We start from the raw sequence: 13,880 nt of genomic DNA, 5'->3' as shown, positions 1-13,880 counted from the left end.
ATTATTCATGAAAAAAGTTATATATCTTTTTTGCAACTTTTTCCTCAACACCTTCAACTGATTTAATTTCATCAAAACTTGCAGATTCTACTGCTCTAGCAGAGCCAAAATGGTTCAATAGTGCTCTTTTTCTAATCGATCCAATACCATCAATTTGATCCAGCAAGGATTTTGTAATTCCTTTTGCTCTTTTTGCTCTATGAGAGGTGATAGCAAATCTATGTGCTTCATCACGTAGTCTCTGCATAAAAAATAGAGTGGGGTCATTCTTATCAAATTTAAATGATTTTCCTTTGTAAAAAAAAGTTTCATCTCCACTATTTCTTAGTTTACCTTTAGCAATGGCTATCATAGGAAGATCATGTAAACCAAATTCATCTAACACTTCTTTGGCAGATGAATATTGACCTTTACCACCATCAATTAAAATTAAATCAGGAAGAGTTAAATAATTTCCTTTTTCTAACATTGCTCTTTTAAATCTTCTTGTAAGAACTTCTTTTAACATTGCAAAATCGTCTTGTTCATTACCTTTTGTCTTAATATCAAATTTTCTATATCTTTTTTTAACAAATCCTTCATTTCCAAATGTAATCATAGCACCCACACTATTTGTTCCTGAGATGTGACTATTATCATAAACCTCAACTAAGTTTAGGCCATTTTTAAGATTAAATTTTTTAGCAACACCCTCAAATAAATTTTTATTATTATTTGTTTCATAAATTTTTCTATTAAGTGACTCTTTGGCATTTTTTTCTGCCATAGCAATTACTTTAGCTTTAGTGCCTTTTTTTGCTACATTAATAGAAATCGCACTATTTTCTTTTTTGCTTAAAGTTTCTTCAATTAATTTTTTGTCTTCTATTTCTGTATTAATGATTATTAATTTTGGAACATTTTTATTTTCATAAAACTGCATCAAGAACGAAGACATTATTTCAGATAAGCTTTGATCAGGATCATGTTTTGGAAAATAAGCTTGGTTGCCCCAATTTTGTTTAGACCTATAAAAAAATACTTGAATACACGTTTTACCAGATTCTTTGTATGCAGCAATTACATCTGCATCAATTAAATTTGCTTCATTAATTCTTTGTGAAGATTGAATTATATTTAAAGATTTAATTCTATCTCTAAAAATAGAAGCTCTTTCAAAATCTAGCTTTTCACTAGCTTCCTCCATTTGTTTAGATAGGTTTTTTTGTATATCCCTTGATTTTCCCGATACAAACTGAATTGCTTGATCTACTGATTTTTTATAATCTTCTTTATCTATATAATCGACACAAGGACCAGAGCATCTTTTTATCTGATAAAGAATGCAGGGTCTTTTTCTATTCTTGAAGGTACTATCATCACAAACTCGAATTTGAAATATTTTTTGAAGCATCTTAATAGTCCAATTAGCAGTTCCTGCTGAAGCAAACGGCCCAAAGTAAAATCCTTCTTTATCCTTTTTCCCTCTATGTTTTGTAACTTGTGCCCATTGGTCTTTATTACTGATAAAAACAAAGGGAAAAGACTTGTCATCTTTGAGCAATATATTGAATTTAGGTTTATGTTTTTTTATTAAATTAGCCTCTAAAAGTAGAGCTTCACTTTCATTGGCAGTAGTTGTTATCTCTAGCTTAAAAGTTTGGGAGAGCATTCTTGCTGTTCTAATAATGTGGTTTTTTTCTGCCACATAGCTCTTCAATCTATTAGGAAGGTTTTTTGCTTTACCTACATACAAAATCACATCTTTATGATCAAGCATTCGATAAACTCCAGGGCTTTTAGGAATTAATGGGAGCTCTTTTCTAATTACGTCTTTGCCTAATTCAGAACTTTTCATGACTTCTTTTTTTGGTAATTTGGATACCAACAGAGGCACATTCTTTAATAATTTCTAATTTTTCAATTTGAAGCATAATTTTTCCAATTCGTTTATCTTTAAATAATACATCAAAAACATCTTCAGCAAGTGTTTCTAAAAAATTATAATGTTTCTTTTTTGCGAGTTTTGTAATTAATTTTACAACCTGACCATAATTAACAATTGATTTAATATCCTTATCATTTGTTGGTTTTCTATCTTCATAATCAATCTCTAAACTGAATTTTACTTTTTGAGTTTTTTCTTTTTCAAATTCATAATAACCAAGCTTTAAATCTAGAATTAACTCTTTAATAAGAATTTTTTTTTCGTAATTAAATAAACTTTTATTTTTATCTATTTTAATAATATTCAAATTAGTTTTTTTCATTCTTTTCCAATTACATCTGGTGTTTGCCAGTTTAAACTTTGTCCGCTATCTATCGCTATTACTTGACCTGTAATTGAACTGTTTTTGATAAAAAAGTCAACAGCAGAACATATATCCTGTACATTTACCTGCTGTTTTAAAGGAGTTGCCAAGTACTGCTTTTTAAAATGCATGTCAGTTTGTCTTTTATTTTTAATAGTAGGACCAGGAGCTATTCCATTAACTCTTATATTTGGAGCTAATTCCATGGCACTAGTTTTTGTTAGAGTATAAAGTCCCGTTTTACTTAAAGTATAAGAAAAGAAAAAGGGAGTTAACTTAAAAACTCTTTGATCAATTATATTTATAATATTGTTATTTTTACCCTTAACATTTTTTGAAAATTCTTTTGTAAGATACGCAGGTGCTTTTAAATTTACATCAATATGTTGATTCCAGCTTTTAGAAGAAAAATTTTTAAGACTGTCATTTTCAAATAATGAAGCATTATTGATTAAACAATCAAAATATTTTAATTTTAACTTTGAAAATCTTATAATTTTTTTTAAATCTTGTTCTTTTGCAAGATCACCTTTTACTAAATAAACTTTTGTTTTATTTTTTGACAATTCTTTTTGTAATTTTTCAGCCGCAGATTTGGAGCTATTGTAATGAATAACCATTTCAACTCCTGGACCTGAGAGTTTTTTTGCAATGGCAGCACCCATTCTTGTTGCAGCTCCTGTGATAATTATTTTGTTTGCTTCCATTTTTTCTTACCTTTTTGTGCTCTTGTACCAGGTAAGCCCATCTTTGATCTACCCTTTGGATACACTCTATTTTCTTGATTATAGTGTTTTACTTTTGGATTTAATACAATTTCTAACTCTGATGCTTCAAGGTTTCTTATTTCATCTCTAATTTTTGCAGCTTCTTCAAATTCAAGGTTGGTTGCAGCATCTTTCATTCTTTTATTTAATTGTTTTAAATGTTTCTTTAAATTGCCACCAATATTGTCACCTGTTCCAACTTTTAGGTAGTCTTTTTCATAAACACTTTCCAAGACATCACTTATTTCTTTTTTAATTGAGGTTGCATCAATGTTATGTTTTTTGTTATAGGCGACCTGAATTGTTCTTCTTCTATCAGTTTCTTGAATTGCTTTTTTTATACTTTTAGTTTCCTTATCAGCATAAAGAATGACTCTACCATCTAAATTTCTTGCTGCTCTTCCAATGGTTTGGATTAGTGAAGTTTCAGATCTTAAAAACCCTTCTTTATCAGCGTCTAGAATTGCAACTAATGCACACTCAGGTATATCAAGACCCTCTCTTAAAAGATTTATACCAACTAAGACGTCGAAAACTCCTAGTCTTAGATCTCTCATAATTTCTATTCTCTCAAGTGTATCAATGTCAGAATGCAAATATCTAACTCTAATACCATTTTCATGAAAGTATTCGGTTAAGTCTTCAGCCATTTTTTTAGTTAAAGTTGTAATCAATACTCTAAAATTTTTATCGATTGTTTTCTTACATTCATGCATTACGTCATCGACTTGGTTTTTAGCTGGTTTGATTTCAACTGGTGGATCAATTAAGCCAGTTGGTCTTATAATTTGTTCAACGAACTTACCTTTAGTCTGTTCTAATTCCCATGGACCAGGCGTTGCTGATACAAAAACTGTCTGCGTTCTCATTGCGTCCCACTCTTCAAATTTAAGTGGCCTGTTATCCATACAAGAAGGTAGTCTAAAACCATATTCTGCAAGATTACTTTTCCTTGATCTGTCCCCTTTGTACATTCCATTTAATTGTGGAACAGTAACGTGACATTCATCTACAAATATAAGTGTGTTGTCTGGAAAATATTCAAATAGAGTAGGAGGTGGCTCTCCAGGTTTTCGTCCTGATAAAAATCTAGAATAGTTTTCAATACCAGCACAAGAACCAGTAGCCTCAATCATCTCTAAATCAAATTTTGTTCTCTCTTCCAATCGTTGAGCCTCAAGAAGTTTATTTTGTTCTTTAAATTTCTTAAGAGTAACCTCAAGCTCTCTTTTAATTTTTATTACTGCTTGTTCGATAGTAGGTTTTGGAGTGATGTAGTGGCTATTCGCATAAACTTTTATAACATCTAAATCTTTTAATAGATCTCCTGTTAAAGGATCAAATTCTTCGATTTTTTCTAATTTGTCTCCAAATAAACTTAATCTCCATGCTCTATCTTCAAGGTGTGATGGGAATATTTCAATGTATTCACCTCGTGCTCTAAAGGTACCTCTATAAAAACTTTGATCATTTCTTTTATATTGTAGGTGTACTAAGGTTTTTATTAACTGTTCTCTATTGTAGTCATAATCTTTCTTTAAACTTAAAGTCATTTTACTGTAAGCTTCGACGGATCCCAATCCATAAATACAAGAAACACTGGATACAATAATTACATCATCTCTCTCTAGTAGTGATCTTGTTGCTGAGTGACGCATTCGATCGATTTGTTCATTAATAGATGCTTCTTTTTCAATATAGGTGTCAGATCTTGGAACGTATGCTTCTGGCGTGTAATAATCATAGTAAGAGACAAAATACTCAACGGCATTGTCTGGAAAAAAAGATTTCATCTCTCCATAAAGTTGAGCGGCCAATGTTTTATTGGGAGCAAGTATAAGAGCGGGTCGATTAGTTTGTTCAATAACTTGAGCCATTGTAAAAGTTTTCCCCGAACCCGTTACACCAAGTAAAACTTGATTTAACTCATCTTTGTTTGCACCTTTAACTAATTGTTTAATTGCCTCAGGTTGATCACCTGCTGGTTTAAAATCTGTTACAAGTTTAAACTTTTGTCCACCTTCTAGTTTCTGGTGTATTTCTGGGTTTTTGCTTTGGATTTCAGTAATTAAATCTTGATAAGTATTTTGCATTATCTATAAAACTATTAGAATAAAAATTTATTTCAATGAGCATTATATCAGACAGTCTAAAAAAGATTAAACCATCACCAACTATTGCTGTAACTCAAAAGGCAAGAGAGTTAAAAGCTGCTGGAAAAGACGTGATAGGGCTTGGAGCAGGAGAGCCTGATTTTGATACACCCGATAATATTAAACAAGCGGCCATAAAAGCCATTAATGATGGTGATACCAAATATACAGCCGTTGATGGAACACCAGCTTTAAAAGATGCCATTGTTAAAAAATTTAAAAGAGAAAACAATCTAGATTACACAACTGATCAAGTAACCGTTGGTGCTGGTGGAAAACATGTAATTTATAATGCTATGATGGCAACCCTAAATGAAGGGGATGAGGTTATAGTTCCTGCGCCATATTGGGTTTCTTATCCTGATATGGTTTTATTAGCCGGTGGAACTCCAATTATTTTGGAGTGTAATGAAAAACAAGGATTTAAAATTAATCCAGCTGAATTAGAAAAATCTATAACACCAAAAACAAAGTGGATCATATTAAATTCACCATCAAACCCAACGGGTGCTTGTTATACTGAAAGTGACATTAAAGAAATTGCAGATGTTTTAGTAAAACATTCTCATGTTCATATTTTAAGTGATGATATTTATGAACACGTAACATACGAAGGATTTAAATTTTTTACTATTGCACAAATTGATAGCTTGAAAGAAAGAGTTCTTACAATGAACGGTGTGAGTAAAGCTTACTCAATGACTGGCTGGAGAATAGGGTATGCGGCTGGTCCTAAAGATATCATTAAAGCAATTGCTAAAATACAATCGCAATCAACAACAAATCCATCTTCAATTAGTCAAGCTGCAGCTGTTGAAGCATTAAATGGAACTCAAGATTTTATAAAAGAAAGAGCAATATCTTTTCAAGAAAGAAGAAATTTTGTTGTTAAAGCATTAAATGAAATAGATGGAATTGAATGTTTAAATCCAGATGGAGCATTTTATGTTTTTCCAAGTTGCAAAGGGTTAATTGGAAAAAAAGATGCAAGTGGTAAGGAACTTAAGACAGATACTGATTTTGTTCAGTCTTTATTAGAAAATAGTGGTGTTGCAGTTGTTCAGGGCTCTGCATTTGGTTTAGAAGGTTTTTTTAGAATTTCATATGCAACTTCTATGGACAATCTTAAAAAAGCTTTAGAAAAAATATCTACTTTTTGTAAAAGCTTAAACTAATGTTAAACGTATATTTAGCAGGCGAAATTCATAGTAATTGGAGAGAAGAAATCATTCAACTTTGTGAAAAAGAGAAATTAGATGTTAAATTCACCTCTCCTGTCACCGATCATGAAGCCTCTGACAATTGTGGTGTAGAAATTCTAGGAGCTGAAGAAAAAAATTTTTGGAAAGATAGAAAAGGCGCTAATATTAATTCCATTAGAACCAAAAAATCTATTCAAGATTGTGATGTAATTATTGTTAAGTTTGGTGAAAAATTTAAGCAATGGAATGCAGCTTTTGATGCGGGTTATGCTACTGCACTTAATAAATCTATGATTGTTATTCATAACGATGATCATCAACATGCTCTTAAAGAAGTGGATGGCTCTGCTGCTGCTGTTGCGTCAGATCAAAAACAAGCTTTTCGTATATTAAAATATATTTTAGAAGGATCTTTAAAATAGATCCAACTATCTAGTGGGATAAAAATTTTTCAGCTTCAAGTGCAGCCATACAACCCATTCCTGCAGCTGTTACAGCTTGTCTAAACGTTTTGTCTTTAACATCCCCTGCAGCATAAACTCCAGGGATATTCGTCTCTGTTGAATCTGGTTTGGTCAATAAATAACCTTCTTTATCCATCTCTAACTGTTCTTTAAATAATGCTGTTGCCGGATCATGACCAATTGCAATAAATAAGCCATCTATTTTCATTTCTTCAATTTTATTATTTTTTAAATTTTTAATCTTAATAGCTTTAACATTTTTAGGTTCGCTATCCCCAATAACCTCTTCAACAGCACTATCCCAAATAATTTCAATTTTTTTATTTTCCATTAATTTTTTTTGAAGTAATTTTTCTGCTCTTAAAGTATCTCGTCTGTGAATTAATTTTACTTTTGATGCAAACTTTGTAAGGAACATTGCCTCTTCTACTGCTGCATTTCCACCACCAACAACTGCTACAACTTTTTCTTTAAAGAAAAAACCATCACATGTTGCGCATGCCGAAACTCCAAAGCCTCTATAAGCTTGTTCTGATTCTAGATTTAACCATCTTGCTTGAGCACCAGTTGAAATAATTATGCTGTCAGCTGTATATTTTTGGCCACTATCTCCAATAGCTTCGAAGGGAGTAGATTTTAAATTGACTGAAGAGATATGATCTTCAATTAGATCTGTTCCAACTGCTTTTGCTTGATCTCTCATTTGATCCATTAACCATGGACCTTGAATTACATCTGAAAATCCTGGGTAATTTTCTACATCTGTTGTTGTAGTTAATTGTCCACCAGGCTGAACTCCATAAACTAGAATTGGGTCTAACATTGCTCGGGCAGCATATACAGCAGCCGTATAGCCAGCTGGACCTGACCCTATTATTAACACTTTTGTGTGTTTAATTGGATTTTCACTCATGCAGAAGTTATATAAGGATAAATGACAAAATTAAAAGGTATATTATTAACTCAAGGAATGCATGGCATGATTAGTCAAGTAGAAGGTTTGGCTAAAGCTTTGGATATAGATTTTACTCACCACAAGGTTGAACTAAATCATTTTTGGAAATTAATTCCACCAAATCTTAGCCCTATTTCACAAAGCATTTTTAAAAAAATTAATCATGATGATTTTGATGTGATTATATCTTGTGGGCGCAAAAGTGTTATCCCATCAATCCATTTAAAAAATACAGCTAATAAAAAAGTTTTTAATATTCATATCCAAGATCCAAAAGTAAATTTAAATCATTTTGATTTCATTGTAGCTCCAGAACATGATGCAATTGAAGGCAAAAATGTTATCAATACTAAAGGTGCAATTCATTATCTTACAGAAAATGAAATAAGTGAAAATAAAGATTATTTAAATTCATTTATTAAAAAGGATGAAAGAAAAATTTGGGCTTTAATAATGGGTGGTCCTACCAAGTATTATGATTATTCAACTAAAAATATAAAACATATTTTTATAGCTTTATATAAGCTATTAAAAAAACATAATTTTCAACTAGTAGTAATCCCTTCAATGAGAACACCGATTAACACCATTCATTATGCAAGAGAATTTTTTGGTGAAAATCATACTGTTATCGAAGATGTGGATAAAAAAGCATATTTATCAGCTCTAGCAATTGCTGAAAATATTGTAGTTACTTGTGACTCTAGTTCAATGATATCAGAAGCAGCCTTAACCGGTAAACCAATTTATATAGCTAGCATTTTACCTAAAAAAAATGACAAAAGATTTCAAAGATTTAGAAATTTATTTAGAGAACTAAATATCATTAGAAATTTAGGTGAAGAAGTAGAAATATGGAGCTATGAAAAATTAGACGAAACTAATAGAGTGGCAAATATTATTAAAAAAAAAATAAATTTATAATGTTATTTTTAAACTCTATTCAAAATCAATCTAAAAAACACGAAACTCCCTTTATACACTGGGAATATAATGATGCATTAACCGATGAAGCAATTCAAGAAATTATAACTGCAGATATACCCGATGTTAGCAAACATGATTTAAATTATGATGGTACCCGAGCAATAGATGGAGGTGCTGCTGAATTTAGGGAAGGAATAGCATCAGGTGGAGAAGCTATAAAATTTAGATGTTTTGTTACCAAAGAAAATGAAAAACAATTTCCAAATTTAGTTAAATTTATTAACGAACTTCAATCAAAAGAAACCCATGAAGCTATTTCAAAAATGATCAATAAAGATTTGTCTAATTCATATGTTAGAGTTGAAGTTATTTGCGATAGGGAAGGGTTCTGGTTAAAGCCTCACTGCGATATCAAAGAAAAACTATTATCAGGCTTAATTTTTATAAACAATGCCAATGAGTCAGAAGACCTTGGAACTGATTTTTATAATGAAAAATTAGAAAAAGTTAAAACAGTTCCTTATAAAAACAACTATGGATACCTTTTTTCAAGTGGACCTAATACATGGCATGGCATGGAAAAGAAAAAAATAGTTAAGGAAAGACGATGTCTTCAGGTTAACTATGTAACTTTTTCAACAGATTGGAAAGTTGAATAATTAAATATCCTGAAGAGATGTAACTGTAATCTCTTTTGTTTTCAGAGATCTAATTCCCATTAAGCAAGCTTGAGCAGTAGACATGTTTGTACAATAAGGAACTTTATTACCTAGTGTAGCTCTTCTTAAAGCCATTGCATCATGAAGACGATGCTCACTATTTCCACCACCTGTATTAATAACTAAAGCAATTTTTTTAGAATTTAGTACATCAACAATGTGAGGCGATCCTCCACTGACCTTGTTTATTGTTTTACATTTTATTCCATGTTTACGAATGTAGTCCGCAGTTCCACCTGTAGCACATAAAGTAAAATTTAATTTTATTAATTGTTTTGCAAGATCTACACCTTCATCTTTATGACCATCTTTGAGAGAGATAAATGCTAGACCTTTAGTGGGTAATGAGTTTGAAGCAGCAATTTGGCTTTTTGCATAAGCCATACCAAAATCTTTATCAAATCCCATAACTTCACCTGTTGATTTCATCTCAGGTCCTAACAATAAGTCACTATTTGGGAATTTATTGAAAGGGAATACAGCTTCTTTAACTGCAAACAGGTTTTTGTTTTTACCCTTTAAGTTAAATTTAGATAATTTTTCACCAGCCATTACACGTGATGCAATTTTAGCAAGAGGAAGACCTTTTGCTTTAGATACAAAAGGAACCGTTCTGCTTGCTCTTGGATTTACTTCGATTACATAAATTTCATCATTTTTAATGGCAAATTGAATGTTCATAAAACCCTTAACATTTAATGCTAAAGCTAATTTTTTTGTTTGAACTTCTATTTCAGTTATCAGCTTTGGTTTAATTGATATGGGAGGCAAACTACACGCAGAATCTCCTGAGTGAATACCTGCTTCTTCAATGTGTTGCATGATACCTGCAACAAATACTTGCTTACCATCAGATATTGCATCAACATCAACTTCCATAGCGTGACTGATAAACTTATCTATTAATATGGGATTATCTTCTGCAGCTTTAAATGCTTCTTCTACAAAGTTTTTTAATTGGCTTTTCTCATGAACAATTTCCATTGCTCTTCCGCCTAATACATAAGAAGGTCTTACCATTAAAGGCAGGCCAATTTTTTCAGCAATTTGAATGGCTTGCTTGTAAGTTTTAGCAATACCACTTTCAGCTTGTTTTAATTTTAATCTATCGAGTAATTTTCTAAATCTGTCTCTATCTTCAGCAAGATCTATTGAGGTGTACTGTGTCCCTAAAATTGGAAGCTTGTTATCGTGTAGAAATTTTGCAAGTCTTATAGGAGTTTGTCCACCAAACTGAGCAATGATCCCTACAAGGTTTCCTTTTTGCTGTTCTTTTTTAATTATATTATAAACATACTCTTCTTTAAGCGGTTCAAAGTAAAGCCTATCACTTGTATCGTAGTCTGTTGAAACCGTCTCAGGATTACAGTTAATCATTATAGTCTCAAAACCGCTATCTTTAAGAGCATAACTTGCTTGGCAACAACAATAATCAAACTCAATACCTTGGCCTATACGGTTTGGTCCACCGCCTAAGATTATAATTTTTTTTCTTGAAGAAGGTTCTGCTTCACATTCTGTATTTAGTGCATAATTTCTTTGGTATGTTGAATACATGTAAGGTGTGAATGATTTAAATTCAGCAGCACAGGTATCTACTTTTTTGTAAACTGGCAATACTTTTAAAGCAATTCTTTTTTTTCTAACAAGTTCTTCAGAAATTTTAGTAATTTCAGATAATTTTTTATCAGAAAAACCTATTGATTTAATTCTGTTAAATTCATTATAATCTTTAGGAAGACCTCTTTTTTTTATTTTATTTTCTTCATCAACAATTTCTTTTATTTGTTCTAAAAACCAAGGGTCTATTTTGCAAAGTTGATGAATTCTTTTAATGTTTATTTTTTTTCTAAACGCTTCAGCAGCTAATAATATTCTGTTTGGAATATTTTTTTTAAGTTCTTTTTCTATTTCTTTTTTATTTAGTGGAAAAATTCGATCTAAGCCTGAAAAGCCAATTTCAAGAGAAACCAATGCTTTTTGAAGAGATTCTTTAAAGTTTCTACCAATTGCCATTGCTTCACCCACTGACTTCATTGACGTTCCAAGAATTGCTTCAGAAGTAGAGAATTTTTCAAAAGTAAATCTTGGTATTTTGGTTACCACATAGTCAATACTTGGTTCAAAAGAAGCAGGCGTTGTTTTAGTAATTTCATTTTTTAATTCATCAAGGGTGTAGCCAACAGCTAGCTTTGCTGCAACTTTTGCAATTGGAAACCCTGTTGCTTTAGAGGCAAGGGCAGATGAACGTGACACTCTTGGGTTCATTTCAATGATAACCATTCTGCCATCTTTAGGATTGATTGCAAACTGAACATTTGATCCACCCGTTTCTACTCCAATTTTTCTAAGACAAGCAATTGAGGCATTTCTCATAACTTGATATTCTTTATCCGTAAGTGTTAGAGCGGGTGCTACAGTTATGGAATCTCCTGTGTGAATTCCCATTGGGTCTATGTTTTCAATAGAACAAATAATAATACAGTTGTCTTTTTTATCTCTGACAACTTCCATTTCAAATTCTTTCCAACCCTCAAGGCATTCTTCAATTAAAATCTGACTAACAGGGGATTCGTGTAAACCATCTTTAACTATTTTAAGATATTCTTTTTCAGTTTTAGCAATTCCTCCACCCAAACCACCCAAAGTAAAAGCAGGTCTAATGATTGCAGGCAACCCAATTTGTCTTAAAGCTTTTGCAGCATCTCTAACATGATTTACCACTTTAGATTTTGGTAAGTCCAAACCAATATCTAACATGTTTTTTCTAAATTTTTTTCTGTCTTCTGCATTAGAGATCGCTTTAGAATTCGCTCCAATTAACTCAATCTTGTATTTTTTAAGAATTCCTTTTTTCTCCGCTTCCATTGCTAAATTCAAAGCAGTTTGACCACCCATTGTTGGTAAAATTGCATCTGGTTTTTCTTTTTTTAGAATTTTTTCTAATACCTCTAACGTTATTGGCTCAATATAAGTTTTATCTGCAACACCAGGGTCCGTCATGATCGTTGCTGGGTTAGAGTTGATTAAAATAACTTTATAACCTTCATCTTTAAGAGCTTTACAGGCTTGTGTCCCTGAGTAGTCAAACTCACAAGCTTGACCTATGATAATGGGTCCGGCACCAACGACTAATATAGTTTTAAGATCTTTTCTTTTTGGCATTTTTTTTTATGTTGTTAATAAATTCTTCAAATAAGTAAACACTATCTTGCGGTCCTGGATTTGATTCAGGGTGATATTGAACAGAAAAAACAGGTTTATTTTTTAATCTAATTCCTTCAATACAATTATCAAATAAAGATTTGTGAGTGACTTCAATATTTTTTGGCAATGATGCTCTTACAATTTCAAAGCCATGGTTTTGACTAGTGATTTCAACATTGTCTTTAATCAAATTTTTAACTGGATGGTTAGCACCTCTATGACCTAGTTTCATTTTTTTAGTTTTTGCACCTAGTGTTAGAGCTAGAATTTGATGACCAAGACAAATACCAAAAATAGGTAAATTATTTTTGATTAATTCTTTAATGATTTCAATTGCATATTTACCAGTTGCTGCAGGGTCACCAGGACCATTAGATAAAAAGATCCCATTTGGCTTTAATTTAAGTATGTCTTTTGCACTCGTTTTGCATGAAACTACTGTTACTTTACAGTTAAGATCTGAGAAATATCTTAGAATATTTTTTTTAATACCATAGTCGATTGCAACAATATGTAATGAATTTTTTTTATTTTTTAAATAACCAGTTTCTTTTTTCCAAGTTTTAAAACCTGACCAAATATAATTTTTTTTAGTAGTTACTTGTTCTGCTAAATCTAAATTATTTAATCCACTCCATTTCGCTGTGATATTTGCTAATTTACTAATATTGAAATTTCCTTTACTAGAAAAAGAAATAGTACCTTTAGGGGCTCCTTTATCTCTAATATAATTAGTCAAGCCCCTTGTATCTAAACCAGTGATCCCAACAATTTTATTTTTTTTTAACCACAGGTCTAAATTAGCTAAAGATCTATAGTTAGAAGGACTTGTTATTTCAGAGTTAAAAATTACACCTTTGGTCCAAACTTTATCAGACTCTAAATCTTGCTTGTTAGTTCCAACGTTACCAACGTGAGGAAAGGTAAAATTGATAATTTGCCCAGCATAAGAGGGGTCTGAAATAATTTCTTGATAGCCAGTTAGAGAAGTATTGAAACATACTTCACCTGTCGCTATTCCCTGATAGCCAATACCAACTCCTTTAAAGATAGTTTTATTTTCAAGAACTAAAACGCCTGTGTGAATCTGTGAGATTTTATTAGAGCTAATCTTTTTTGCTTTTTTGATCAATTACAACTCATGAGTTAAAGGTTAATACAATAAAACCCTAATTATCGCAACAGAGATGTATTA

Annotated in this window: 11 protein-coding genes; 4 read left to right on the top strand and 7 right to left on the bottom strand. The window is 31.4% G+C overall.

Features of this window, described 5'->3' with window-relative positions; translation table 11 throughout:
• Position 1: 1 nt before the first annotated feature.
• From uvrC to uvrB, 4 genes are read right to left on the bottom strand one after another with little or no spacing between them, the layout of a single operon-like run.
• Positions 2-1,837 carry an excinuclease ABC subunit UvrC gene (gene uvrC / locus AC5SMR_RS05415; RefSeq protein WP_494576582.1) on the bottom strand — a complete coding sequence of 612 codons (1,836 nt, stop codon included), beginning with the start codon at positions 1,835-1,837 and terminating at the stop codon, positions 2-4.
• Positions 1,824-2,249 carry a dihydroneopterin aldolase gene (locus tag AC5SMR_RS05410; protein WP_018413526.1) on the bottom strand — a complete coding sequence of 142 codons (426 nt, stop codon included), beginning with the start codon at positions 2,247-2,249 and terminating at the stop codon, positions 1,824-1,826. The genes uvrC and AC5SMR_RS05410 overlap by 14 nt, the downstream gene beginning before the upstream one ends.
• Positions 2,246-2,998, bottom strand: a complete 753-nt coding sequence (locus AC5SMR_RS05405) for an SDR family oxidoreductase (protein ID WP_271616066.1) — start codon at positions 2,996-2,998, stop codon at positions 2,246-2,248. Before AC5SMR_RS05405 ends, AC5SMR_RS05410 begins: the two co-directional genes overlap by 4 nt.
• Positions 2,980-5,151: an excinuclease ABC subunit UvrB gene (gene uvrB, locus AC5SMR_RS05400; protein ID WP_271579870.1), complete on the bottom strand. Its 2,172-nt coding sequence runs from the start codon at positions 5,149-5,151 to the stop codon at positions 2,980-2,982. The genes AC5SMR_RS05405 and uvrB overlap by 19 nt, the downstream gene beginning before the upstream one ends.
• A gap of 35 nt (positions 5,152-5,186) precedes the next feature.
• On the opposite strand from uvrB, the gene AC5SMR_RS05395 reads away from it, so the two are divergent.
• Both AC5SMR_RS05395 and AC5SMR_RS05390 read left to right on the top strand, forming a co-directional pair.
• Positions 5,187-6,386, top strand: coding sequence for a pyridoxal phosphate-dependent aminotransferase (locus AC5SMR_RS05395; protein ID WP_494576579.1), 1,200 nt, complete (start codon positions 5,187-5,189; stop codon positions 6,384-6,386).
• Complete coding sequence (locus tag AC5SMR_RS05390; protein ID WP_271626914.1) at positions 6,386-6,835, top strand: YtoQ family protein; 450 nt, start codon at positions 6,386-6,388, stop codon at positions 6,833-6,835. The genes AC5SMR_RS05395 and AC5SMR_RS05390 overlap by 1 nt, the downstream gene beginning before the upstream one ends.
• A 10-nt stretch (positions 6,836-6,845) precedes the next feature.
• Here the strand turns inward: AC5SMR_RS05390 and trxB are convergent, their stop codons facing one another.
• Positions 6,846-7,790, bottom strand: a complete 945-nt coding sequence (gene trxB / locus AC5SMR_RS05385) for a thioredoxin-disulfide reductase (RefSeq protein WP_494576577.1) — start codon at positions 7,788-7,790, stop codon at positions 6,846-6,848.
• A gap of 21 nt (positions 7,791-7,811) precedes the next feature.
• Between trxB and AC5SMR_RS05380 the strand changes: the two genes are divergently transcribed.
• A complete protein-coding gene (locus tag AC5SMR_RS05380) occupies positions 7,812-8,756 on the top strand; it encodes a mitochondrial fission ELM1 family protein (protein WP_494576575.1) in 945 nt (314 codons plus the stop codon).
• Positions 8,756-9,418, top strand: a complete 663-nt coding sequence (locus AC5SMR_RS05375) for a hypothetical protein (RefSeq protein WP_494576573.1) — start codon at positions 8,756-8,758, stop codon at positions 9,416-9,418. Before AC5SMR_RS05380 ends, AC5SMR_RS05375 begins: the two co-directional genes overlap by 1 nt.
• Here the strand turns inward: AC5SMR_RS05375 and carB are convergent, their stop codons facing one another.
• Together carB and carA are read right to left on the bottom strand one after the other, a co-directional pair.
• Positions 9,419-12,643, bottom strand: coding sequence for a carbamoyl-phosphate synthase large subunit (gene carB / locus AC5SMR_RS05370; RefSeq protein WP_494576571.1), 3,225 nt, complete (start codon positions 12,641-12,643; stop codon positions 9,419-9,421).
• Entirely contained in the window at positions 12,621-13,817 is a 1,197-nt protein-coding gene (gene carA, locus AC5SMR_RS05365; RefSeq protein ID WP_494576569.1) for a glutamine-hydrolyzing carbamoyl-phosphate synthase small subunit, read from the bottom strand. Before carA ends, carB begins: the two co-directional genes overlap by 23 nt.
• Positions 13,818-13,880: the final 63 nt, after the last annotated feature.

It is taken from the genome of Candidatus Pelagibacter sp. PS_28, from assembly GCF_059417885.1.
Note: the sequence above shows the minus strand (reverse complement) of the source record. Positions and strands in the feature narration are given on the sequence as shown.